Annotated in this window: 22 protein-coding genes and 3 pseudogenes; 14 read left to right on the top strand and 11 right to left on the bottom strand. The window is 53.0% G+C overall.

Going from position 1 to position 21,216, the window contains the following annotated elements; all coding sequences use genetic code 11:
• Nucleotides 1–30 precede the first annotated feature (30 nt).
• Genes F4555_RS07130 through F4555_RS07120 form a run of 4 tightly spaced genes read left to right on the top strand, consistent with a single transcriptional unit; the run spans nt 31 to nt 4,606 of the window.
• On the top strand, nt 31–3,351 hold the full coding sequence (locus F4555_RS07130; RefSeq protein ID WP_252865181.1) for a DUF4261 domain-containing protein: 3,321 nt from the start codon (nt 31–33) through the stop codon (nt 3,349–3,351).
• Between the two features lie 35 nt (nt 3,352–3,386).
• Nucleotides 3,387–3,479: a DUF4253 domain-containing protein gene (locus F4555_RS11590; protein ID WP_249290525.1), complete on the top strand. Its 93-nt coding sequence runs from the start codon at nt 3,387–3,389 to the stop codon at nt 3,477–3,479.
• Nucleotides 3,476–4,333, top strand: a complete 858-nt coding sequence (locus F4555_RS07125; protein ID WP_103759213.1) for a YbjN domain-containing protein — start codon at nt 3,476–3,478, stop codon at nt 4,331–4,333. Before F4555_RS11590 ends, F4555_RS07125 begins: the two co-directional genes overlap by 4 nt.
• A 36-nt stretch (nt 4,334–4,369) precedes the next feature.
• Nucleotides 4,370–4,606: an immunity 17 family protein gene (locus tag F4555_RS07120; RefSeq protein WP_103759212.1), complete on the top strand. Its 237-nt coding sequence runs from the start codon at nt 4,370–4,372 to the stop codon at nt 4,604–4,606.
• Between the two features lie 476 nt (nt 4,607–5,082).
• Here F4555_RS07120 and F4555_RS07115 read toward each other — a convergent pair whose 3' ends face one another.
• The 6 genes and pseudogenes from F4555_RS07115 to F4555_RS11570 all read right to left on the bottom strand — a co-directional run bounded on the left by F4555_RS07115 (nt 5,083) and on the right by F4555_RS11570 (nt 8,891).
• Nucleotides 5,083–5,529 carry a hypothetical protein gene (locus F4555_RS07115; protein ID WP_103759211.1) on the bottom strand — a complete coding sequence of 149 codons (447 nt, stop codon included), beginning with the start codon at nt 5,527–5,529 and terminating at the stop codon, nt 5,083–5,085.
• Nucleotides 5,526–5,735, bottom strand: coding sequence for a helix-turn-helix transcriptional regulator (locus F4555_RS07110; RefSeq protein ID WP_004011828.1), 210 nt, complete (start codon nt 5,733–5,735; stop codon nt 5,526–5,528). The genes F4555_RS07115 and F4555_RS07110 overlap by 4 nt, the downstream gene beginning before the upstream one ends.
• A gap of 254 nt (nt 5,736–5,989) precedes the next feature.
• Nucleotides 5,990–6,184, bottom strand: a pseudogene (locus F4555_RS11585) (recombinase family protein); the annotation flags it as partial.
• A gap of 9 nt (nt 6,185–6,193) precedes the next feature.
• Nucleotides 6,194–6,769: a phage tail protein gene (locus tag F4555_RS11580; protein ID WP_252865180.1), complete on the bottom strand. Its 576-nt coding sequence runs from the start codon at nt 6,767–6,769 to the stop codon at nt 6,194–6,196.
• A 25-nt stretch (nt 6,770–6,794) separates the two neighbouring features.
• Nucleotides 6,795–8,030, bottom strand: coding sequence for a phage tail protein (locus F4555_RS11575; RefSeq protein WP_255312874.1), 1,236 nt, complete (start codon nt 8,028–8,030; stop codon nt 6,795–6,797).
• A 69-nt stretch (nt 8,031–8,099) separates the two neighbouring features.
• Nucleotides 8,100–8,891, bottom strand: a complete 792-nt coding sequence (locus F4555_RS11570) for a phage tail tape measure protein (RefSeq protein ID WP_252865177.1) — start codon at nt 8,889–8,891, stop codon at nt 8,100–8,102.
• A 94-nt stretch (nt 8,892–8,985) separates the two neighbouring features.
• Here F4555_RS11570 and F4555_RS07095 point away from each other — a divergent pair, with 94 nt between their 5' ends.
• Both F4555_RS07095 and relB (F4555_RS07090) read left to right on the top strand, forming a co-directional pair.
• Complete coding sequence (locus F4555_RS07095; RefSeq protein ID WP_115325894.1) at nt 8,986–9,438, top strand: hypothetical protein; 453 nt, start codon at nt 8,986–8,988, stop codon at nt 9,436–9,438.
• A 3-nt stretch (nt 9,439–9,441) separates the two neighbouring features.
• Entirely contained in the window at nt 9,442–9,639 is a 198-nt protein-coding gene (gene relB / locus F4555_RS07090) for a type II toxin-antitoxin system RelB family anti-toxin (protein WP_004014542.1), read from the top strand.
• 190 nt (nt 9,640–9,829) lie between these two features.
• Here the strand turns inward: relB (F4555_RS07090) and F4555_RS07085 are convergent, their stop codons facing one another.
• From F4555_RS07085 to F4555_RS07075, 4 genes and pseudogenes are all read right to left on the bottom strand, one after another.
• Nucleotides 9,830–10,255 carry a polysaccharide deacetylase family protein gene (locus F4555_RS07085; protein ID WP_004014541.1) on the bottom strand — a complete coding sequence of 142 codons (426 nt, stop codon included), beginning with the start codon at nt 10,253–10,255 and terminating at the stop codon, nt 9,830–9,832.
• Between the two features lie 15 nt (nt 10,256–10,270).
• Nucleotides 10,271–10,498, bottom strand: a complete 228-nt coding sequence (locus tag F4555_RS07080; protein ID WP_004014540.1) for a hypothetical protein — start codon at nt 10,496–10,498, stop codon at nt 10,271–10,273.
• Between the two features lie 28 nt (nt 10,499–10,526).
• A pseudogene (locus F4555_RS11265) lies at nt 10,527–10,727 on the bottom strand (IS256 family transposase); the annotation flags it as partial.
• A gap of 88 nt (nt 10,728–10,815) precedes the next feature.
• Complete coding sequence (locus tag F4555_RS07075) at nt 10,816–11,616, bottom strand: phage antirepressor (RefSeq protein ID WP_255312875.1); 801 nt, start codon at nt 11,614–11,616, stop codon at nt 10,816–10,818.
• Nucleotides 11,617–11,846: 230 nt separating this feature from the next.
• On the opposite strand from F4555_RS07075, the gene F4555_RS07070 reads away from it, so the two are divergent.
• Nucleotides 11,847–12,791: an Abi family protein gene (locus F4555_RS07070; protein ID WP_311768822.1), complete on the top strand. Its 945-nt coding sequence runs from the start codon at nt 11,847–11,849 to the stop codon at nt 12,789–12,791.
• Between the two features lie 131 nt (nt 12,792–12,922).
• Here F4555_RS07070 and F4555_RS07065 read toward each other — a convergent pair.
• Nucleotides 12,923–14,108, bottom strand: a pseudogene (locus tag F4555_RS07065) (IS1249 family transposase).
• Nucleotides 14,109–14,410: 302 nt separating this feature from the next.
• Between F4555_RS07065 and F4555_RS07060 the strand changes: the two are divergent.
• From F4555_RS07060 to F4555_RS07030, 7 genes are all read left to right on the top strand, one after another.
• On the top strand, nt 14,411–14,935 hold the full coding sequence (locus F4555_RS07060) for a PadR family transcriptional regulator (RefSeq protein ID WP_039885886.1): 525 nt from the start codon (nt 14,411–14,413) through the stop codon (nt 14,933–14,935).
• On the top strand, nt 14,932–15,606 hold the full coding sequence (locus tag F4555_RS07055; protein ID WP_115325896.1) for an ABC transporter ATP-binding protein: 675 nt from the start codon (nt 14,932–14,934) through the stop codon (nt 15,604–15,606). The genes F4555_RS07060 and F4555_RS07055 overlap by 4 nt, the downstream gene beginning before the upstream one ends.
• A 2-nt stretch (nt 15,607–15,608) precedes the next feature.
• The gene (locus tag F4555_RS07050) at nt 15,609–17,828 is read left to right on the top strand and encodes an FtsX-like permease family protein (RefSeq protein WP_255312876.1); all 2,220 of its coding nucleotides are present in this window, start codon (nt 15,609–15,611) and stop codon (nt 17,826–17,828) included.
• A 41-nt stretch (nt 17,829–17,869) separates the two neighbouring features.
• On the top strand, nt 17,870–18,787 hold the full coding sequence (locus F4555_RS07045) for a D-alanyl-D-alanine carboxypeptidase family protein (RefSeq protein WP_115325897.1): 918 nt from the start codon (nt 17,870–17,872) through the stop codon (nt 18,785–18,787).
• A 202-nt stretch (nt 18,788–18,989) separates the two neighbouring features.
• Nucleotides 18,990–19,229 (top strand): hypothetical protein, encoded by a 240-nt coding sequence (locus F4555_RS10960; RefSeq protein ID WP_221413550.1) that lies wholly within the window; start codon nt 18,990–18,992, stop codon nt 19,227–19,229.
• A 427-nt stretch (nt 19,230–19,656) separates the two neighbouring features.
• Nucleotides 19,657–19,911 carry a type II toxin-antitoxin system RelB family anti-toxin gene (relB, locus tag F4555_RS07035; RefSeq protein ID WP_004007824.1) on the top strand — a complete coding sequence of 85 codons (255 nt, stop codon included), beginning with the start codon at nt 19,657–19,659 and terminating at the stop codon, nt 19,909–19,911.
• Complete coding sequence (locus F4555_RS07030; RefSeq protein ID WP_004016417.1) at nt 19,904–21,187, top strand: type II toxin-antitoxin system HipA family toxin; 1,284 nt, start codon at nt 19,904–19,906, stop codon at nt 21,185–21,187. Before relB (F4555_RS07035) ends, F4555_RS07030 begins: the two co-directional genes overlap by 8 nt.
• Nucleotides 21,188–21,216: the final 29 nt, after the last annotated feature.

Below are 21,216 nucleotides of genomic sequence, written 5' to 3'. Positions count from 1 at the left end.
GGTCGAGAACTGGCGAGGAAGAGCCAAAGTATGGATATTTTGCAACAGTGCCAGCAGTGGCATGAGGAAGACCACTACCAGAAAATCGTTGACGCGTTGGAGGCAGTTCCCGAGGCTGAGCGGACGGCGCAGATGGATATGGATTTGGCGCGTGCTTACAACAATCTGGCTGGTGTTGGTGAGTTAGCGGGCATGAAGCTACTTCGCCGGGCGTTGGAGTTGATGCGACCACACGAAGGCGAACTGGGCGATACGTATTCGTGGAATTTCCGCATGGGCTACGCCTTGTATTATCTGGATCAGGAGGGGCGTGCCCTGCCTTTCTTGGAGAAGGCTTTGGAACTGCATCCTGGTGATGACCCACGCTTCAACACCAGGCAGGAAATTGAAGAGATTATCGACGCCTGTAAGCGCGTCATTGTGCTGCCACGATTTTCGCAGTGTTTCCGGGAGCGGGTGGAGGGCTGCTGGCAGGCTTTCGCCTCAGTGGAAGCAGAAATCCGTCAGGAGTTGATTGAGGATGAGGACCACATACGGGGCTCAGAAATCGTGGGTCGCGTTCACGATATTCTCGCCTTGGCTTTCGATGAGATTGCTATCGAGATGGGCTTTAACGGCGGAAAGTTTGAGTTGATCCTTACTCCAGAGGGTGACAGGGTCAAGTTGTTTGAGCTGGTGTATTTCCAGAACCACGCACCTAGTGAAGTATTGGCGCATTGGAATGTTGTGGTGGGTCGTCAGGCTTGTGGACGCATCGGCTTGCGCACTGAGGATGAGTGGGAGCTTAGCGCCGATGATGTCCAGATCTGGGTGGAGCCGCGAGGAGAACACAGCTTCACTATCTCTACCTACTGCGAGAAGCTACTGCCGATGCTTGGCGAGGAAGAAGGTCGGGCGTGGTGGTTGATCTCCACGCTCACCGACCAGGCGTTGGGTGAGATCTCACACATGCGTTACATTGACGGCTTTGACGTGTTGCGCGAACCGAAATCTGAACCTTCGATTCTGCTTTCTGAACTTCCGTCCAAACTGGCAGAAACAGGGATCGAACTCTCTGCCGATCCGCAAGCCTTGCTCGATTCCTATATCGGGTATGAGATGCAGCCCGATGAGGATCCGGAGGCTGACTGGCGGTTGGACGTGATGACTGGTTCTACGTGCTGCCCTCAGCTAATCAACGGCTATCTCAATAGCGATGATGTTTACGTGGATAATCTTCATTCTGACGGTGCGGTGGCAGGGTTCTTGTGTTATCCCTTGGAGTCTTTGCGTGATAACGAAAGCACTCAGAAGAATTTTGATTTTAGGGATTCTTTAGAAGCAGCGCTCACCAGCGGGGACGGCACGGAGATTCTCACTCTTACTGGCGGCGCTACTGGACTGTACTGCGGCTATGTCGATTTCATTGCCTGGGATATCAAAGCAGTTCTTGAAAGAGCGCACGAGTTCTTTGAGCACAGCGAGATTCCGTGGGCTAATTTCCACACCTTCCGCCGCGCAACAGCCCCGGTAAACTTGAAAGATCAGGAACATGATTCGGCCAGTGAGGCGGAAGAAAGCGGTCGATTGGGTACGTTTGCTGGCTCAGTGCTTCTTTCTGCTGCGCAGTGGGACAAGGAGCAGTTCATTCGCGACCTGTACGAGCAATGGGGAATCGTGGATCAGGGGTCGGATAAGTCCGAGGAAGATGACGATACTACTGTGCTGATGCAGGTTGATGATATGCGGCTTGTGGTGTCGTTGTTCGATTTCCGTATTCCCGATAATGAAGCCGAGCTTAACGCCGAGAACAACTACTTGTGGCCGGAAGCTGTTGAGGTAGCGGGGGCGCATCAAGCGCATATTATGGTCGCTGTGTTGGGCGAGGAGTCTAGTCTTCTCGAAAAGGGCAAGCTGTTTACCAAAGCGCTGGCCGTGTGCTGCAAACAAGAATATGCCACCGGTGTTTTCACCAGTGGAGTGGTATTTGAGCCTCGCTTTTATGAAGACTTTGCCGAGATGATGAAAGAGGAAGATCGCCTACCCATTTACAACTGGATTTGGTTCGGTTTGTATCACAACGAGTGCGGCATGAACGGCTACACCTACGGCATGGATATGTTCGGCAAAGATGAGATCGAGGTACTCGATACTCAGGCGGAGCCGAGCCAATTGCGAGACTTCCTGGCCAGCCTCGTCTCCTACGTGCTGGAAAACGACGTCACGCTAGAAGATGGACAAACAATCGGTTTTTCCGCAGAAGATCAACACACCATCACCCGTAGCCCTGGTATCGCCCTGCCTGACAAGCAGATGACTCTCAAGGTTTCCTTTGCTGCCAACGACGAAGCGGGTGTAGGCAGCAGTCTTGGGATGATAATGGACGATGCATCGTATCATCTTGAGTCTATTGAGGAGAAGAATCTGCCTGTAGATCCGATAAACGCCTACAATCACATGGCGATTTATTTGCGCTGGTGTATTGAGCATGACTTGATGGATGAAGCGTTCTTAGCTGAACATGGCGAGACTGTTGAACAGGTGAAGACTGCTCCTGGCAATGCAGACCTGCGCAGGTTCATCCAAGCCGAGCTCTCGGGCCGTTTGTATTTTGCTCTCTTCAACCAGCAAGGACGGAATTTTGCCCACTATTACTATGGGCAGAACATCAGCCCAGAATTTCCATCCGATATTGACGATAACGCTCTGCGATTCTTCGGGCCCGAGCGTTATCACTCCGATGAGTTTCAGGACGAAGCATATCTGTTTATCCCGTTTGATGAGGATTACTACCGCACCATGGCTCAGGTGATCGACAGGCGCTTCATTAACTGGCAGGGGCAGGAGGACGATGTGGACACATGTGAGCCTTCTGAAACAGCCCAATTAATCATGAAATTCCTGGACTGTTCTCTTACTTATTTCCCTGCCATGGCAGATGACGACCCGATTACTGCCGGCTACAGTTACGCGCGACGGCTCGGAGTGCGAGAAGGCTTTGTGCCGGTGCTCGTGCGGGCAGATGATGAAACGCTGCTCGAATGGCTGATGGTGAATTCTGATCTAGAGGGTGATAATAAGGAACGCTTTGGATTTGACCCGGGCAAGGTTGCTCAATATCGCGACCAGATGCTTTCCTTGTCGATTAAAGACGGAAAAGTAGTATTGGGCGGCCTGATTGCGCAGCGCAAAACAGCGGCCAAAGATGACGGGTTGGACGGGGAGAAAGACATGCCCGGCGAGATAGCGGGCGGGACGGAGGACCTTCGTTTCTCCAGCTACTGGAACCCTGAGACCGAGAAAACCTATCCGCTTATCTTGGCAAGGATTCCCGCTACAAACTTCTATAAATCTACGCCTACCTGCCCTTAAGAGGTTGGAATGACTGCCTCGATACACGAGCGCTCATGGCAGTAGCAAAATACTGGTTTAAGCATGACGGGGCAGTACCAGCGGTGATGAACAGTGCTGAACTCGAGTTTGATCGTAAATCAGAATGACATTTGAACAAGACGAGGAAGAGCTAAGTATGAATATCTTGCAGCAGTGCCAGCAGTGGCATGAAGAAGAACAACACCAACAGATCATTGACGCGCTTGAAGTGGTTACCGAATCGGAGCGCGGCTATGAACTCACAAGTATGCTGGCGCGTGCGTACAACAATATCGCGCAACCCGAAATGGATAATTATCGCGGGCTTTTAGAACGCGCGTTGGCGTTGCTGCAAAGCGTAGAAATGGATGGCTTAACCGATCCACTATGGCATTTCCGTATCGGCTATTCGCTGTTCTTTCTTGACCGAGAACCAGAAGCGTTAACGCATTTTGAACAGGTACTCGCTCTCGATCCAAATGATGAAGATGCCGCGCATTTTGCTTCCGAGTGCCGGATGATTATCGAAGAAGAAACTGTTGTGAAACCGTTCACTATGGATCGCTTAACAAAATATTTCGATAATAACGACTGGGCATACGATGTGCTTGAGGACGGAACTCTCAGAGCCAGGTTTAATGATTTTGGTATTCTGATTTGCGCTGTAGATAGTGATATCAAGTTTGAGTCCTTTTGGATGCCTGATGCTCCGCTTGAACTACGCGGGGAAATGATTAATGCGTGTAACGAATGGAACCGTGATGCGAAGCGTCCAAAAGCATATATTGTTACCCGCGATGACGGCGTAATCTCGGTTGTGGGTGAACACTTTGTCTTTGCTGGCCCTGGCATGACAGATACGCAACTGTTTGTAAACCTCCAGTGGTTCCTCAATGCTAGCGCCGGCATGTGTAAGTTTTTCAGCGAACGCTTCCCACAGATGCTTCCTACAGAGGATGAAACACCTGACGGTGACGCATGACGCGATATGTGCTTTTGAAGGGAAAGGTGTGCGTGCATGGATGCTGTGATGGAGTTTCTTCGCCAGCATTTTGAGTTTGTGCTGATAGCTGGCGGGTTGCTTTTTCTTGTCGGTGCAATCCGTGGGTGGAAATGGCTGTATGCGCCAACCAGTGGCGATAAAGCTCGCCACGCCTTCATTTTCGAGGTATGGGGAGAACAAGGCTATCGCGTCTTCATCGGCCTATGCGGCGCTACCCTCATCGCCTGCGGAATCATCTTCCTTATCTCGTGAGCAGAGCAGGAAAGCGTGCGTTTCTTGTAATGCTCATAACTTTCTACGAAGCTAGTTCCTGTTCTCGTTTTCCTTTGTTTCAGCACCATCGGCAAGCGAATGCCGCCGTCAGTTCTGGTGTAGACGGAGTGCCACGGTATGCGCCGCACTATAACTATAGCTTTATTCTGTAGTGCTGGTTCTGTGTAGTAATATGCAAGCGTTTCGCGTGCGAGATGAGGATAATGAATGTGTCGTAGATATTTGCCGGCCTTGGCTGCTCTGTCCATATTTCTGCCGGGGTTGTTCGTATCACCTGTGCAAGCGGCTCCACTACGAGCACGCTGAGTTGATACAATTTCGCAGAACTAGAGTTTCCGCAAAGGTGCGCGCAAAATTTGAAAACGCGCGCAAAGTCTAAAGGTTCTGCTCGCAGGCATAAAAATAGAGCTGACTACTTCAACGGTGGTCGGCTCTATTTCGCTTTGCGCGGGGTGCTAAAGTTTATGGCTCCAGTATCCGGTGAGCGCGAATGTGGCGATGAGTTGGAATGCTGCTGCGCTTTGGAGGGTAATGAATGCCGTAATGCTGAATGCGCCCACGATAAGTGACGCGCCAACGAGCACCATGGAGAGCACAGTGATGACGGGTCTTCCAGATTTCATGCGAATCGCCGCTTCTCGCTCGTCATTTTCACGAATGTAGGCGGCCTGCAATATTTCGTCATTGCGCATTTTTCCAAGATTCACGCCCATGTATCCCACACAGATAAGTTCAAAAATGATTCCGGCGACGGTGATGATGTTGACGATTGGTGTTCCCGCCACATTTGCGCGCAGGAAGACGTTCCCTAGGGCACTAAAAGCGAGACCGAGAATAACGAAGATCAGTGTCAGGGCCTGACGTTTCTTCAGTTCGTTGCGGTATTGCTCGAGTTCGTTCATTTTGATTCCTCCAGGTTTGTAAAGTCGAAGACGTCCTCAATGGTGCGGCCAAAGTAGTGGGCAATTTTGTACGCCAAGGGTAGAGAAGCCACGTACTTTCCGGTCTCAATCGAGGTGATTGTTTGCCGGGTGACACCAACGGCAGTTCCGAGCTCTTCTTGTGAGAGCTTTCGTTCTTTTCGTAGTTGTGGGATTTTTGTGTGCATTCCGTTCCTTTGTGCAAAGCGTCCTTTACATAAAAAGACTAGCTAACTTTGCATTAAATGACAAGCTCGCTTTGCGTTCAGTGCTGCAATGGTAATTTCGTACCGTCAGCAAAGATTACGCTCGCCTCGCCTGATGGTGTGATCTGGATGTGTTGGCAAAGAGCACGCAGGGTTGCTCGGTCAAAGTCTTGGCTGAGGGTGGCGTTTTGGAGGGTTTTCTTGAACCTGGTCAGTTTGGCTTTGATGCCGTGGCAGCGCACAATCTCTGCCTGCTCAGGGTTGATTACGGGCTCGCCGTCTGGGCCGCGATTGTATCCGAGGAAGTTACCGTAGGGCATATAAACTTTTCCGTCTTGGAAACGCTTCCTGTGACCCCAGGTGACGTTCTCGGAGATAGATCTGGATTCTTCCTGGGCGAGGGAGCTCATGATGGTGATGAGGAGTTCGCCTGGTCAGCATCATCGGTGGAGACGCGAGCATAGCCAGCCACGCAGATTGTTACGCCGAGATAGCCGTGATAGTTGCTGATCAATTTTGGGTGCGAGTTTGCCGACCAGGGTCCCATCACTTAAAACAACCTTGATATCCAAACCCTTAAGAATCCGGGCAGCTGTAGCATCTGCTACCCCTTGAACATCAACGCTGCCAGTATTAGTTTCCTTTTCAGTTTGCGATGTGTGGGTAACTAGGGCAGGGGTCAGATCAGCGTTTGGCAATGACAAATCCTTACTGACCTTGATAGGTACGTTAACCCCGTTAGTTAACTCGCCCATAGCGTCCATGGTGTCTTTTGCCATGTTCGCTGCCGCATCTACAGCCTTATGGCCTCGTGAGGTTATTGCTCCGGCTAGACCAGGAACTAGCATGTCGCCAACCCATGACATTTGTTTAGAAGGAGAATGGATGCCGAAAAATCCGAGAATCCCATTCCAGATTGAAGACACCCAGTTAGCGACCCGGTTCCACAACCAGCCCGCTAGTGGCTGAATACCCTGCCATAACCCAGAAACCAGGGATGCTCCGGCGTTGATCATCTGTCCGACCCCGCCCATCACTGCTCTAACAATGCCGTAGATAATCTTCGGGATAGCCGAAACTACAGTGCCGATAATGGTCGGTAAAGCCCGTATCAGGCTGGTTAATAGTTGGATGCCAGCTTGTACGAGAAGGAGGATAGCCCCCACCGATAGCAGACAATATGGCAGAGATGATTTGAGGCAAAGCCGCCACAATCGCGTTAATAATAGTTGGTAACGCCCCTATAAGAGCCGTCAATAGTTGCACGCCCGCGTTAATCAACTGGGGGATTGCCTGGATGATCGCGTTAAGTATAGCGGTAATAATCAACGGTAAAGCCCCGGTGATAGCGGTAATAATTTCAGGCAAGGCACCAACCAGCGCGGTTAACAGCTGGATACCAGCTTCGGTAATCTGGGGGATTGCCCCGATTACGAAAGAAATAATCGCACCAATCAACTCCGGTAGAGCCTCAACAAGCACTGGGATAGCCGCAATCAAACCCTCAGCAAGACCAATAATTAACTGCAGGGCTGCATTCAAAATAAGTGGCAAATTATCGATGAGCCCCTGGATCATGGTCATCAGCATTTCTACCGCCGCCGGGATCAGCTCCGGTAGAGCCTCGCCGATACCAGCTACCAAGGTGGCGATAATCTGGACCGCTGCCTCCAACAGACTCGGAAGTGCCTCAATAATTGCTTCCACCAATGCCACAATCAACGTCACGGCAGTGCCTGCCAAGGAAGGCAGAACAGCGATAATGCCCTCCACCAAAGCAGTTAAGATACTCATCCCGGTATCCACCACTTGCGGAAGCTGGCTAGAAATAAACTCCAGAGCTTCCTTCAAGATCTGCCCCAGGGTATCGATAAAGGCCGGGGCACCCCCGGTCTCGAACGCGCCGGTGAGTTCATCGAACCAACCATTAACCATCGGCATCACCGTGCCAGCCAAAGCCGTGGTCAACCCCCCCCCAGCCAATAAGCCTTTAAGATTATCGACCCCGTCTTTCAGCGTAGCTAGTTGGCCAGAGAAGGTTTTGGACTGGGCATCCATCGCCTCATAAAACCGGCCACCCTCACTTGTGGCACTAGCAAACGCATCCGCAACCATATCCGCACTGATCGCGCCCTTAGCGATCTCTTCTTTAAGCTCACCAATACTTTTACCGGTCTTACGGGAAATCTCCTCTAAAGGGTTGAAGCCCGCGTTAATCATCTGGTTCAAATCCTGACCAGTAAGCTTGCCAGTAGAGCTCATTTGAGCAAACGCCAACGTGAGGGATTCGAACTTTCCAGCATCCCCCTGACTGATATCACCTAACTGTTTGAGGCGTACCTGGGATTATTCAGCGCTCATGCCAAACCCCATCAAAGTTTGGGTAGCCTTGGCTAGATCCTCCATCCCAAACGGAGTACGAGCCGCTTCCAACTTGAGGTTATTAACCAGTTTCTGAGCCTTGGCTTGATCACCCAGCATCGTGGTAAACGAGGTGGTGTATTGCTCCATCCGGGCGTTATAGTCCAAGCCGTCCTTTAAAGCCCCGACCATGCCCCGCCCAATAGAAGAAATAGCATGCCCAATAGCTTTCACCCCACCAACAACAGCTTCCGCTGCCAGGCTGGCTTTAAGCACATCACCAAAAATGCGAGTCTTCGAACTGGTACCGTCCATCTGCGAACCCAGCTCATCTACAGCATTTTCTAAGTGCCCAGTATCCTTAGCTGCAGTTTTCGCATCATCACCCGCACCGTCAGCCTCATCGGCAAACTTAGAAAGAGCAGAATTATTCTCTTTAAGCTCACCCTCAAGACCATTCAAAGTCGCCTGAGCGTTATTGAGCTGAATCTGCCAATTCTTCGTCCGAGAATCATTTTCCCCAAAACTGGTAGCAGAGTTATCAAGAGCGCTCTTAAGGGTCTGGATCTTGGCTTTTTGCGCCTCAATCTCTTTACCCAAAACCTGGTTACGAGAAGTCAACGCTGAAGCAGACTTATCGTTCTTATCGAACTGAGAAGCCACCAACTTCATCTCGGATCCCAAAACCCGCATCTCACGATTAATATCCGTGATCGCGCGCTTAAACTCCCGCTCACCCTCAAGGCCAATCTTCAAACCAAAAGACGAATCAGCCATGGGAGGGATCCTTTCATAAATAATGTCAAACACACTTGACGTAAAGCGTCTTTGACATTAGGATGGTTGGTGTTAGAACAGATCAGGAGAATGTATGGAGCCCATCATGGAAGAGGAAACTACCAAACTACCAGCGTGGGGGTATGTGCGCAAAACGAAGATTCCAGCGATCTTCCCGGCGGTGCCCGTAGGGGCGTTACTGGCGATTGGTGCCGCCGTGTTCCGGGTGGCGGCCAACCCGACTGGCCCGTACCGATGGGCGGCGGTGGCGATACTCGCAGCCTGTTTGGCCGGTCCTCTCATCGCCTTGGTGTGGATGCTAATCGTTGACCGCTCAAGTCTGCCGGGGGCGACCGCCCATCCAGAACAAGCCGTGGAGCATCACTGGCACTCGCTCGCAGCCACGAACACTTTCCTAATCACCATCGCAGCAGCAGGCATCGGCGCAGCAGTAACATCAGGTAACGTCTCATTCGTGTTGGCAGGAATCGTCGTGTTCGAATTCCTTGTCTATGGGGTTTCCTATTTGTGGGCGAAACACAGGTAAGTCGTGAAAAACAATCTCGTCACGCTCCGCAAACAGGCCGGCTGGTCACAAGAAAAACTCGCCGAACTACTCGGAGTCAGCCGCCAAACCGTGATCTCCATCGAAAAAGGCCGCTTCGACCCCTCCCTGCCCTTAGCCTTTACTATCGCGAAAACCTTCAACTGCAAGATTGAAGACATCTTCACCCCAGACGACGCCTAGGCCCCATCAGGTAGCACATCATCAATAAACCAGATGCGTTTTGGCTGGGCTCTGCCGGTTTCGATGCGCCAACAATCCACCAGATCCAATAGTTCACCGAATACGGTCAGGTCGATTTGCCTGCGGGTCAGTCCCAGGTGGGCGAGCCCGATATAGGTCAGGCGGGTAAAGATTGCCTCGTCACTATCTATTAGGTGTCCTTTTTCTTGGTTTGCCCTTTTGGGTTGGGGGTCTCGGTCATGATTGCTCGCTGGGTGCCGCGTTGGAGTGCCTGGGCGATAGCCTCTCGATAGTCAGCTAAATCTGCGGGCACGGTTAGTAGCTCTACTGCTTCTGCGGTTAGCTCTGGGCGTTTATCGTCTGGATGGGTGAGGTTGTGTATTTGTACGGACTGGTTAGCGAGCAGGGCGATGAGCCAGATTACCTCACCGAGTGACTTATCCATATCTTCGCTAGTTTCCAGGGCTTGACCTAAATGTTCTAGACCTCCGTAACGTTGAGCTATCAGGCGGGTTGCGCGGGTAGTGAGGACGAGTTCGTATTCTTGGCCTGCGATAGTGATTGTCGCGCTTTTTAAAGAGCTGCTGGTCGGGCTGGTTTGGGTTTTCGCTGCCATAACTTACCTGCTGTTCTAGTTGTTTGTCGGTTTAGGGCTGGTTGTAGCTGCAGGCTCATACACCTGGGTGTACCAGCCAGTAATGGTTTCTGGCTTGACGCCGGTGGCTCCTTCGGTGACTTCGGCTTTCCACGGGTGCTTGCCGGTAGCGTCTGGTTTGTTACGCCGCAGGATCGTGCCCTCAATACTCGGGGTAGAGAACGTGATCGAATCAGCTTTGGTTGCCAGCGTGAAGCTTGTCAAGTTTTTTGTGTAAGTGGGGGTTGGTTTGTTATATTGTTGGGAATCTTTCGGGGTAGTTTAGGGCTAGTTCTTGTAGTACTTTCGGCCAGTTACTCACGGATTGTCCTTCGATGAGTCGGCCTGGGGTTTGTGTCCCTTCTTTCCTGGGTTTCGTGGCTTGCTTCGCGCGTTGCCGGGCTCTCTTGTCTTCTATGTTGCATATCGCTAGCCATAGTAGTTTCACCGCAGCGCCTTGTAAGCGGTGGGGTCTGCGTAACCTTTAGAATTGCGCCACGGTTCCAGGTCACTAATCAAAGGGCAGTTGTCGAGGAGTGCGCTCATTTGCTTTCACCTGCTTGTCGTTCGATGACCGGCAGGATGTGGCAGCGGTTTTTCAGCAAGTCATAGATGAACAGGCGGCCTTTCTGCGTCCAATACGTGTGCATCACCGTTTTGCCACTCTCCAGCAAGTGGGTTTTGGATTGGGTGTAGCCGCATTTCGCATACTCGGCATACAGGTACCAGATGCCTGACTGTTTGAACTGGATATGTTCATCAGCTAACAGCCGGTTAAGTTTCTTCGCGGATAGCCCGTAGTCTTTAGCGATAGCAGTAATCGGCATCAACGACGGTGACTGCAGCACGATATCGTAGTAGGAAACTTTCGGTGCTGCCTCGAGTAAAGCCTGCTCGGCAGCAAGACGCTTGACACGCTCGGCACGTAGACGTGTGAGGGCTTGTTCGAGCTCATCGTTTTCGAGTAGTTCATCGATCGCGTACAAACCGGTCCGACGAATCGATGGAAGCACCTCATCAAACACCCATCTCTCGAAACGTTGCGCGCCCGGCAGGTGACTTGAGACGATCAGGCGGTAAACATCCCCTTCAGTGATGAAACGGATTTGTTGGATTCCACCTGACGTTTCAAGGGGGTAACGAAATGGAACCCCCTTGCAGTGGTCTTGCACTGCCTTATTCGGATTTGTATATCCCAACGCGCTCGCGACGTCACGACCGCAGAACATGATGGTTCCATCGTTAGTGATGGTGCGGATTTGGCCGAATTGGCTGTTGGTGAACACTTGTAGTGTGGAGCCGGTCATTAGCTCTCCTTCCCATAGTTTGTAGGTGAGAGCCATGAGCTGACCCTCTACAAGGAGGGCTTTGAGAAGAGTGAAATATAAACACGACTTTGAAAATAGGCAGGCAAAACCTGATAGGACAGGCGAGAAATTTGCTTGGCTGTTAACGGGATATGGGTTATGATTGATGCATCAAGACCGGTTCCGCCCGCGAGGGTCCAGGGCCGGTCCTCATCGTTTCTAGGCTCAAGGGAGGTGCCGTCGTGAGCCCGCAGCAGAGCCGACAAGTGCAGAGCGCTACCGAGAGCGGTAAAGCGTTCAAGACGCACGGCGAGCAGATTAACTTGTTACGCTCTCGCGGGATGGTGATTGATTCCGATCAGTTGGCACGGCATCTGTTGGAACGAGTGAATTATTATCGGCTTTCCGGGTATTGGTACTCGTGGCGTGAGATGGGGGCAGATGGTGCGCGCCGTGATGTGTTTATTCCTGGTACGAATCTTGCTGATATTGATGATGTCTATGATTTTGATTGGCGGCTGCGGGAAGCAGTGTTTAGTGCGCTCGCGCATATAGAACTCTCGGTGCGCTCTATGCTTGGCCACGAGCTTGGTCGTATTGATCCGCTTGCCCACCTGCATCCAGAGCTGCTCGGTCCAGTGGCTTATGAGACGAAACCAAAACCGCGCCCGTCAGTGAAATATGAGCAGTGGCTGAAGCGGTATCGTAAAGAATTAGCGGGGTCACGAGAAGATTTCGTGATGCACCATAACCAGAAATATGGTGGCCAGTTGCCGATTTGGGCAGCGGTAGAAGTGATGGACTGGGGCTCACTGTCATACTTGTTTCAGCTAGCGCCAATACCGGTGCGCGAGACGATTGCTGGTCGGGTGGGTTTGAACGGGGCACAGTTTGGTTCCTGGCTGAAAAGTCTCAATATTTTGCGTAACTATTCGGCTCACCATGCGCGTATGTTTAACAGGGTTTATGCTCTCAAGCCGCGCCTACCAAAGATTGGGGCACATCCTGAATTGGATGCTGTAGCTCCGGTGATGAACCGTCTGTTTGGTCAGCTCACAATTGTCCAATACTTGCTCGTAAAGCTTAATATCGGTGACGCGGCTCTGCTTCCTAGTGTGATAGCTAGTTACCCAATTCTTGAGCCACTACCACCGAGACATCTCGGTATTCCAGAAAACTGGCAGCAGAACCCGCTCTGGAGTATCAACTAATCCTTCTGATAGAAGCCGCATTCGTACCCGGCTGCATCAATCGGTAAACCCTCAGCCCATTGGGGTAGCTCGTTCATGAGGGCGCATATGTGGGTTAAAGGACAAATTGTGTGTTTTTATCGGGCGTGTTGTTATCGTATGGTTCCTTTGCGGATGGAGATGTCGGGGTGGTAGTCGGTTTGGGTGAGGTCGATGCCGACATCCCATAGTGCGGGTCCTGGTTTAGGTTCTCTGGTTTGTGGTTTGGCCTGGGGTTTTAGGTGTTCAGGCTTGATGAGCAGGTGCGGGATAACGGGATTTTCACTGTGTAGGTAGCACCACCACTCGACGGCGCGTCTCATGTGGTCTTCGGACAGACCCCGATGGTTACGGATTAGCGTTTTGATTTGCGTGTTTATGCCGCCTTCCAGCGCGTTCGTAGTCGATGGTGGCGGCAGAGTGGCTTGGGTTTGCAGATGAGGGTTCAGGAAAGCGAACAGGGTGCCGCTACGGGTCTGGCTTGCTAAGAGCTGGTAGGCTTTACGGGTGTTTTGGTGTGTGTACCACCATTCCTGGTTTGGTCTAACCCAAGACGGCACGTTATCGGGGAGAACCTCACTGCGCCAGGTTTTCTCCCCGAGCCACTTGCTATACAGGTCGTGGAATTGCTGTAGCTGGTTCGTCCATTCGTCTGCTTGTTGCAGGTTCGTGATTTTCACGAGTTTCTGGGCTAAACCCCACAGGGCTTTATGAGCATCGAGCCGGGGTGTGCGGGTAGTCTGGGCACAAACATTGCGTTTTACGTGTACTAGGCAGCGTTGCACCACAGTATCAGGCCAGACCTCGCTAATGGCACGCAGCGCCCCCGCGTTCCCCGTCGGTAAGCACCAGCAACGGGGGAGTCAATTGTTGTAGCAGTGCGGTATAAGCAGCAGTGTTTTCTTTCTGGCACCACTGCCAGGCTAGGACTTTCCCGTGTGTTTGCGCCACAAGCAGGCACCACCCGTAAGGCAGGTAAGTGCCGTCTATCTGGATATAGTCATAAATTTCACCCGTCACCGGGATAACCGGGGAAACCCGCCAACACCACTCAATCTTGGCTCGCCAAGTACGATCCGAGCCTGTGGGACTAGCCTGGCTCTGTGTTTGCTTGCCTACCAGCCAGTTTACGAACTTGTCAAACAGAGCAGCATGGGAAATATCATCTCGAATGTTACTCCACGATGCACCGCAATTGTTACATCGCCAGCGAATGGCTCCGCTAGTAGTGGTGCCGTTTTTCTTTACCCCGGTTTTTCCGCAGGTCAGACACTTTCTATTGCTTGGTTTTCTTGGCATAAACCAAGCACAAATCAGTGGAATGTCAAGCATGGTCACGATTTAAGCAAAAAAAACTAACCAACCCCAACTTTACGTTGCTATACCAACCAAAAACCCCAAAATAAGACACAAAATCCTGCCGGTTACCCAAGAAATGTCGCTAAGACGGCGTAGCCGTTAGAAAATGGCTATGGCTGGCCGGTTTAGGCGAAGCGCCCGCGAACTCGGCTGGCGCCTCATGAAACCGCCTGTTGTAACCGATGCCGTAAAGCTATACACTTGGTGAATAGTTGTGGCTAGTCACTGAGTGTATAGGAGGCGTGGTGGAAACGAAATACGGTTTGTTGGGACTGTTGACGCGCGAGCCGAACTACGGCTATGAACTGAAAAAACTATACGACCACTATTTTGCTGGCGATAAGCCAATCCTGGCGGGACAGGTGTATTCCACCTTGGCGCGTTTGGCGCGGGATGTCAAGGTGATGGAAGTCGCCGACAGCGGAGCCCCAGCCGGACCCGCACGCACCCGCTATGCCGTCACTGCGGGTGGCGAAAAAGAACTGGTGGAATGGTTGCGCACGCCGCTGATTCCTTCCCCCACCCTGCAATCCGAGTTGTATCTCAAGACGGTGCTGACCCTGTTAATCAATGGGGATGCGGCTCTGTATCTGAAAGCCCAGCGCCAAGCCCATCAGCAGCGGATGCGCGAGCTTACGGCTCGTAAACAGCATGCCAGTCTGGCCGAGAAACTCCTGTTAGACCAGGCGATTTTTCACATTGACGCGGATTTGCGTTGGATTTCCTTGACGACCTCGCGTCTGGATGCGCTAAAGGAGCAACTGTGAACCCGCCGACAACCCCGATACTTTGCGCCCGTGAGCTAAAGAAAACCTACGGGCTGACCCCGGCACTGCGTGGCGTGTCCCTGGACGTAACGCGCGGTGAAATCTTGGCAATTATGGGGCCTTCGGGCTCCGGCAAGTCCACCTTGTTACACGCCTTGGCAGGAATCGAACTGCCAGATTCGGGCTCGGTGTCCTACAACGGCCGTGAGCTCACCAGCTTGAGCGATGCGCAGCGCACGGTGTTGCGCCGCACGGATTTCGGTTTCGTATTCCAGTTTTCCCAACTGGTTCCCGAGCTGACAGCGGTGGATAACATCGCAGTGCCACTGCTTTTGAACGGGGTCGCGAAGAAAACCGCGTATGCCCAGGCTCACGAATGGTTGGCGACTGTAGGCCTGGAAGATCACGCGGATTCACTTCCCGGCGAGCTTTCTGGCGGGCAAGCCCAGCGAATCGCTATCGCCCGCGCCTTGGCACCGCGCCCCGCAGTGCTGTTCGCCGATGAACCCACCGGATCCTTGGATTCCCTGAATTCTGAGACGGTGATGACCTTGCTGGTGGATTTGGTGCGCGTGCGGGGGTTGACAGTGGTACTGGTGACTCATGAACCTACCGTTGCAGCCTATGCCGACCGTGAAATAATCGTGCGTGACGGCTTGGTGGAGGTATAGCCGTGTACCTCGCCTGGATGCTCACTTGCCGTTCGTTGCGTCAGTCCAAGAGTCGCTTGGCTTTGGTCAGTGCGGCAGTGGGATTTTGTGTGTTCCTGATACTGGTGTTCGCCGCGTTTTGGGGTGCTTTTGGCTCCACGACTGCAACGCGTTGGCAGGGAGCAATCGACAACGCGGACAAATCCCAAGCGACTAATGATGCCAAAGCTGGTGCCACAGATGCAGTGTTGATTAGCCTGGTTGACAACCCCTTCTTCGTTGTGGACGGTAAACAAATCCACGCGGCCTATGTGGACACTTCAGCAACCCAGCACGCGCCCGATTTGTTCGGGGTAAAGTGGCCTCAACCGGGGGAATACCTGATGTCGCTGGGCGTGCAAAGCCTGGTGGCCACGCACCCGGAAGCGGCGATTACCACCCGCTTCGGGCACGTCAACAAAGGATTGCTACCGTATCAGTTGACCAGTGGCCCGGATGACTTGCTGGTGTTTATCGGCAAGAATCTCGCTGGGGATAAAACCGCCGTGCACGTGGCAGACTTTGACACCCCGCAGCCGCCGGCCGGAAACAGCGCAGTGAACCAGGCCGTCTTGTCGATTGGCCTGGTGGTGTTGCTGTTCCCGGTTTTGCTGCTGATTGCAATTTCTGCCGCCCTGGGCAGCGTCCAGCGGGAACAGCGCTATGCGGCTTTGCGCCTGGTGGGTGCTACGCGCCACCAGATTCTCCAGATTCTTGTGACCGAAGCCCTGCTGGGGGCGGTACTGGGCTTTCTGCTTGGCTTGGGCGTGTTTAGCGCAATCCGGCCGTGGCTGGGAGCTGTTTCGCTGGCTGGCAGGCGCCTGTGGCTGTCTGACTTGACGGTCGCGCCTTGGCAGTGTGCGCTGGTTTTTGTGGCGACTATCATCATCACGGTTCTGGCTACTTCGCAGGGGATGCGCGGGGTAGTGGCCACGCCCCTGGGGGTGGTGCGCCACCAGCGTGTAACCAGAAAAATCGTGACCCGAAAAACCGGTGTGGTGCGCATCCTGGTGATGGCGGTGGCTATCGGCCTGGCTATCTATCTGGTGGTCAGCGTGAAACCGAACCGGGGGACACGCCTTGACGCCTATTGGCTGCTGGCTGATGTGGTTTTAATGATGATTGCTCTGATTTTGGTAAGTCCGCTGGTAATCCAGCTGTTGGCTTGGGTGGTTGCAAAACATTGCCGGCGGGCGCCGGAACTGATTAGTACGCGCTATGTGGCAGCCCATTCCCGCCAGATTTCACGTTCGGTTTCCGGCGTGATTCTGGCCTTGTTTGCGGGCACGTTCTTCCTGACCGCTACCTCCCAAACCGGAAAGGTCTTGGATGCCATCGCTCACGAACACACCCCGCTGAAACAAGGCGCGGTAGCCATATCCGAGATTCCAGACCAATCCGCAGCCGTCCACCTGGCCGCGCAACTGCAAGCCCAATCCTACGTGGCTCAAGCCCAAGCCGTGCCTTTCGTAGGGGGAACCTGGAGTCTGGTGCCGTGTACGACTGCGAGCGCCTACGTTGCTACGCCTTGCAAATCCGGGTTACTGGGCGTCAACTTATGGGCACGTGCCGGCGAGGTCTCTCGGCTCATCCCCGCGAAAAACCGCGCGGATTTTGACACGTTGGTGAAACGCTACTACGTGCCCGAAACCAGGCATGATGCCTACACTGTGCTGGTCAGCCTACGCGACTCACGTGCCCTGGAACGCCTGCGTACCCTACTGGCCACCACGGACTTTATGCCGGAATTCTCCATGCCACTCATGAACGTGGCGACAGAAGTGAACGTCACCACGGACGTGGGGCTCATCAGTCTTATGACAACACTGGTGTGGATCGGCATGGGGCTGACGCTGCTGATTGCGGTGATTTCGATGCTGGTTTCCACCTATGCGGGACTGCTGGAGCGGCATCGATCCCTGTTGACACTGCGGCTTTGCGGGATGAAAGTAAGCCAACTAGCCCGCATGATGCTGGTGGAGGCCATCGCGCCGCTGGGAGCAATCGCGCTGCTTTCTGCCAGTCTGGGTTTCGGCCTGGGATGGGTGATGATGCACATCTTTTCGGTCAGGCTCGAAGCGAGCTTCACTCCCGCTATTTTCCTGGCGCTGTTGGTGGCGCTGATTCTGGCTGGTTTGGCCATGCTCCTGTTGGTGCCAGCCCTGCGTCGCAGCAGCGAACCGGTCAACAATCGCAGTGAATAGAACGTGAATAGAACGTGAATAGAACAAAAGAAGGTGTTTTGATGAAGGGCAGACACAAAAAGATGACCGCAGTGTTCGCGGTGGTTGTGATTGCCATTTTTGCCTGGGTGGTCGCTACGCCAGCGGGGCGGGGCGTAATCCGGGTCTGGATATACCCCAAACCGACAACCGTGGGGATTGACGGTACGCCTTATACCGGGAAAGGCTATGTTGTTATCGACGAGGCCTCGCAGCAGCGAATCGCGGCGGCCGGGGAAAATACTGAAATCACGCCGGCCAGCCTGGCAAAGCTGTTTGTGGCGGAATATGCCCTGGCTGTCGCCGACCCGAACGATGAAGTGTCCGTCAGCCGCGAAGCCCTGACGAAAGCGAAACCGGGATCCTCGCTCGCGGGGATTGTTCCCGGAACCTACCGACTACAAGATCTGCTAGCTGCGATGTTGGTACCTTCCGGCAATGACGCGGCTTATGCCGTGGCGGAGTTTTGCGGCGGGAAAACGCATCCGGGAACCGCCGGGACAGACCAGCGGATTGACCTGTTTATGACTGATTTGGCTGAATACCTGAAAAAACAGGGCTGGTCGCATACCCGGATTAATGACCCCAGTGGCTATGACCCCAGGGCGGTGAGTACGCCAAGTGAGATCGCGGCAGTAAGCGAAAAACTCCTTTCACGCCAGTGGATTCGCGACATCGTCAAGTCGCAGCGCTATGAAATCGCCCCGCTATCAGGCCAGCACCTCATGATGGTGAACACCAACCAAATGCTCAACCCGGAAAGCATCTATTACATCCCGGAAGTCGCCGGCCTCAAAACCGGGTCTTTGGGGAAAATCCACAATCTTGCCATCCTGTGTGCCAAGAGTGGCCACGATTACCTGATTGTCAGCCTGGGATCCACCAGCGAGGCCAGCCGCTATGACGATCTGAACAATTTGATTAGCAAAATCGGCCAGTAACTCTGTCCTTCATTCGGATCCATGGTTTGCTGGCAGAAATGAGTGAAAAAACTGCGTTTTGCGAGGAAAATTCCCCGCAAACCCAAAGAATCTGGCGTTTCCCGCCACGGTGCCGACACCGGAGTCAGGCTGAAATCTGAAAAGTGTCGGTATTGCCGGGTTTGAAATCCTGAAAAGTGTAAAATAATGCCGTATTGAAATCTTGAAAAGTGTTAGGTGGGTGGTGTGTGTGCTGGTCAGGCGGGTTTTAGCGGCTTTTCATGAGTGGCTAGCGGATGATGGCGGCGGGGCGTCGCGGTCGGCTCGGGTTCATGAGGTGCCATTTAGGTTTGAGCTAAATCCCCGTGACCTGGCCAAAAGTGGATACTCGCACCGGGAATTTAGCCAATCTACCAAACCACAAATCGCCCTGACCTGCGCAAACCGAAAACTTACCGGATAGCAAGTGTCTGCAATGAATAAAACGCCCGGAATCCCGGCAAGCACCTCATGAACGGGCTCCCGTATTGGCTACTTGCCAATTGGGCATTTACTACTGCTGTGAGCCTAGCGAGGGCGATTCTGGGCGGAACGCGGCGCGGCACAGCTGTTGAAAACCTTAAAAACAGGAAAACTAAAAAAGTTGCACGAGTCAGGTCAGCCCCTCGAACAAGTCGGGGTAGAGCTTTTCTAGCCGCAGTGTCTCCATGATGATGTCCCCGTTTCAAGTAAACGTTTTCAGGCAAGCGCCTCATGAACTGAGAGTTAGAAACTGGGGGCGATGCGTTCAATGTAGCGGTTGTAACCATCCCTGCTACCTGCTGATGTAAAACCGGAGGTTCCTGGGTGGTTTATTGCGTCTTTGTGTATCGATAACGTATCATGAAGATATGAAGTCGGTTATTACTCGAGTGGTTGCTAGTGATACGGCAAAATTCGCGCAGCTAGTAAGATTTCACCGTCAGGCTTTCGGGTTAACCCAGCAGCGGTTGGCGGATATGGCGGGGGTGACTCGTCCAGCTATCACGCGGCTAGAATCCGGGGCGCCCTCGGTGCGTTTAGATACAGCTTTGAAAGTACTTGATGCGCTCGGGGTGGAAGATCTTACCTATTACACGAGCGAGGATGCGGATAGCGATGCTTAGGAAACTAGACGCATACCTGTTTGGGCATAGGGTGGGCAGGTTTAAATCTCATGCCGACCGCACTATAGCGTTCACCTACGATGAATCCTGGGATGGGCAGGATATTTCCCTGGGTTTGCCTCGTCAACACCCGGAATATGACGCTAGGCCATTTCTGGAAGGCTTGCTTCCTGAGAACAATATGACCAGGGCTATCTGGGAGAGGGAATATCGTATCCCCGGTGGGAATGTTCTCGGAATGCTGGCGGTTATGGGTAAAGACGCGCCTGGGGCTATCCAGTTCACACCTCCAGGCCGTCCGCTTGCACAGAATCTGCCTGACCGGGCTGTGCCACTATCCGGGCGCCAACTAGAAGATTTAATGCGCAATGTGTCATGCGAGGAGGGTGTGTGGGGTGCCTCAGCGGGACAGGATGAGGATGCCCCCGGTAAGTTTTCTCTTGCCGGTCAGCAGCGCAAGACCGCGTTGTATCGTGCTCCTGATGGGCGGTGGTGTCTGCCGCAGGGGTGTTTTCCTTCCACACATATTATTAAACCTCAGATTTCCAGTGATTTTGCCTATTCTGATGTGAATGAGGCGGTGTGTCTGTCGGCGATGCGTAGGCTTGGTATCAAGGCTAGCGTGGAGACGATTGAGCTGGTGGGTGGGGTGCGGGCTAGTGTTATCGAACGCTACGACCGTGCGGTTACTTCTGATGGTGGGGTAGAACGGTTTCACCAGGAGGATTTTTGCCAGATTCTGCGCTGTATGCCCGCATATAAATATGAGCAAAATGGGGGGCCAACTGCTGTTGCTATTGCCCGGACCATACGTAAATATGCGAGTGTGCAAGACATGTTGGAGTTTGTAAAGCAGCTGGCTTTCAACATTGCGGTGGCGGGCACTGATGCTCATGGTAAAAACTTTTCGATGCTCGAAACTGTAAAGGGGTGTTCGCTTGCTCCCGCTTATGATGTGGCCTCGTACCTGTACAAGGTTGACCCCGAGAGGAGCGAGCGTTTGTCCTCGTCGATGCAGATAGGTGGAGAATATCGTTTCGTGGCTATCCGGGAGCCACAGTGGGTGGATTTCGCGTCTGACGCCGGGCTGGATGCGGATACAGTGTTAGGGATTGTGTCGTATGTAGATCAGAATGCAGCGGATGCAGTTTCTGAGGCTCTAAAGGAATTCGGACAGTTCGCGGCGGGATCGGTAGCAGATTTGGCGAGCCGAGTTAACGCGTTTCGCGTGAGTCGCGCGACAGCGAGGCAAAAACCCTTTCGCGCCCAAAATTAAGCGGGCACTCACGCTGTCCAGTGTTAACA

The sequence above is a fragment of the Mobiluncus mulieris genome, from assembly GCF_014204735.1.
GTDB lineage: Bacteria > Actinomycetota > Actinomycetes > Actinomycetales > Actinomycetaceae > Mobiluncus > Mobiluncus mulieris.
Note: the sequence above shows the minus strand (reverse complement) of the source record. Positions and strands in the feature narration are given on the sequence as shown.

Coding starts and splice junctions, on each gene's coding strand:
- F4555_RS07130 (WP_252865181.1), top strand. CDS start 31: ATGGATATTTTGCAACAGTGCCAGCAGTGGCATGAGGAAGACCACTAC.
- F4555_RS11590 (WP_249290525.1), top strand. CDS start 3,387: ATGGCAGTAGCAAAATACTGGTTTAAGCATGACGGGGCAGTACCAGCG.
- F4555_RS07125 (WP_103759213.1), top strand. CDS start 3,476: ATGACATTTGAACAAGACGAGGAAGAGCTAAGTATGAATATCTTGCAG.
- F4555_RS07120 (WP_103759212.1), top strand. CDS start 4,370: ATGGATGCTGTGATGGAGTTTCTTCGCCAGCATTTTGAGTTTGTGCTG.
- F4555_RS07115 (WP_103759211.1), bottom strand. CDS start 5,529: ATGAACGAACTCGAGCAATACCGCAACGAACTGAAGAAACGTCAGGCC.
- F4555_RS07110 (WP_004011828.1), bottom strand. CDS start 5,735: ATGCACACAAAAATCCCACAACTACGAAAAGAACGAAAGCTCTCACAA.
- F4555_RS11580 (WP_252865180.1), bottom strand. CDS start 6,769: ATGATCAACGCCGGAGCATCCCTGGTTTCTGGGTTATGGCAGGGTATT.
- F4555_RS11570 (WP_252865177.1), bottom strand. CDS start 8,891: ATGGCTGATTCGTCTTTTGGTTTGAAGATTGGCCTTGAGGGTGAGCGG.
- F4555_RS07095 (WP_115325894.1), top strand. CDS start 8,986: ATGGAGCCCATCATGGAAGAGGAAACTACCAAACTACCAGCGTGGGGG.
- F4555_RS07085 (WP_004014541.1), bottom strand. CDS start 10,255: ATGGCAGCGAAAACCCAAACCAGCCCGACCAGCAGCTCTTTAAAAAGC.
- F4555_RS07075 (WP_255312875.1), bottom strand. CDS start 11,616: ATGGCTCTCACCTACAAACTATGGGAAGGAGAGCTAATGACCGGCTCC.
- F4555_RS07045 (WP_115325897.1), top strand. CDS start 17,870: ATGAAGGGCAGACACAAAAAGATGACCGCAGTGTTCGCGGTGGTTGTG.
- relB (WP_004007824.1), top strand. CDS start 19,657: ATGAAGTCGGTTATTACTCGAGTGGTTGCTAGTGATACGGCAAAATTC.
- F4555_RS07030 (WP_004016417.1), top strand. CDS start 19,904: ATGCTTAGGAAACTAGACGCATACCTGTTTGGGCATAGGGTGGGCAGG.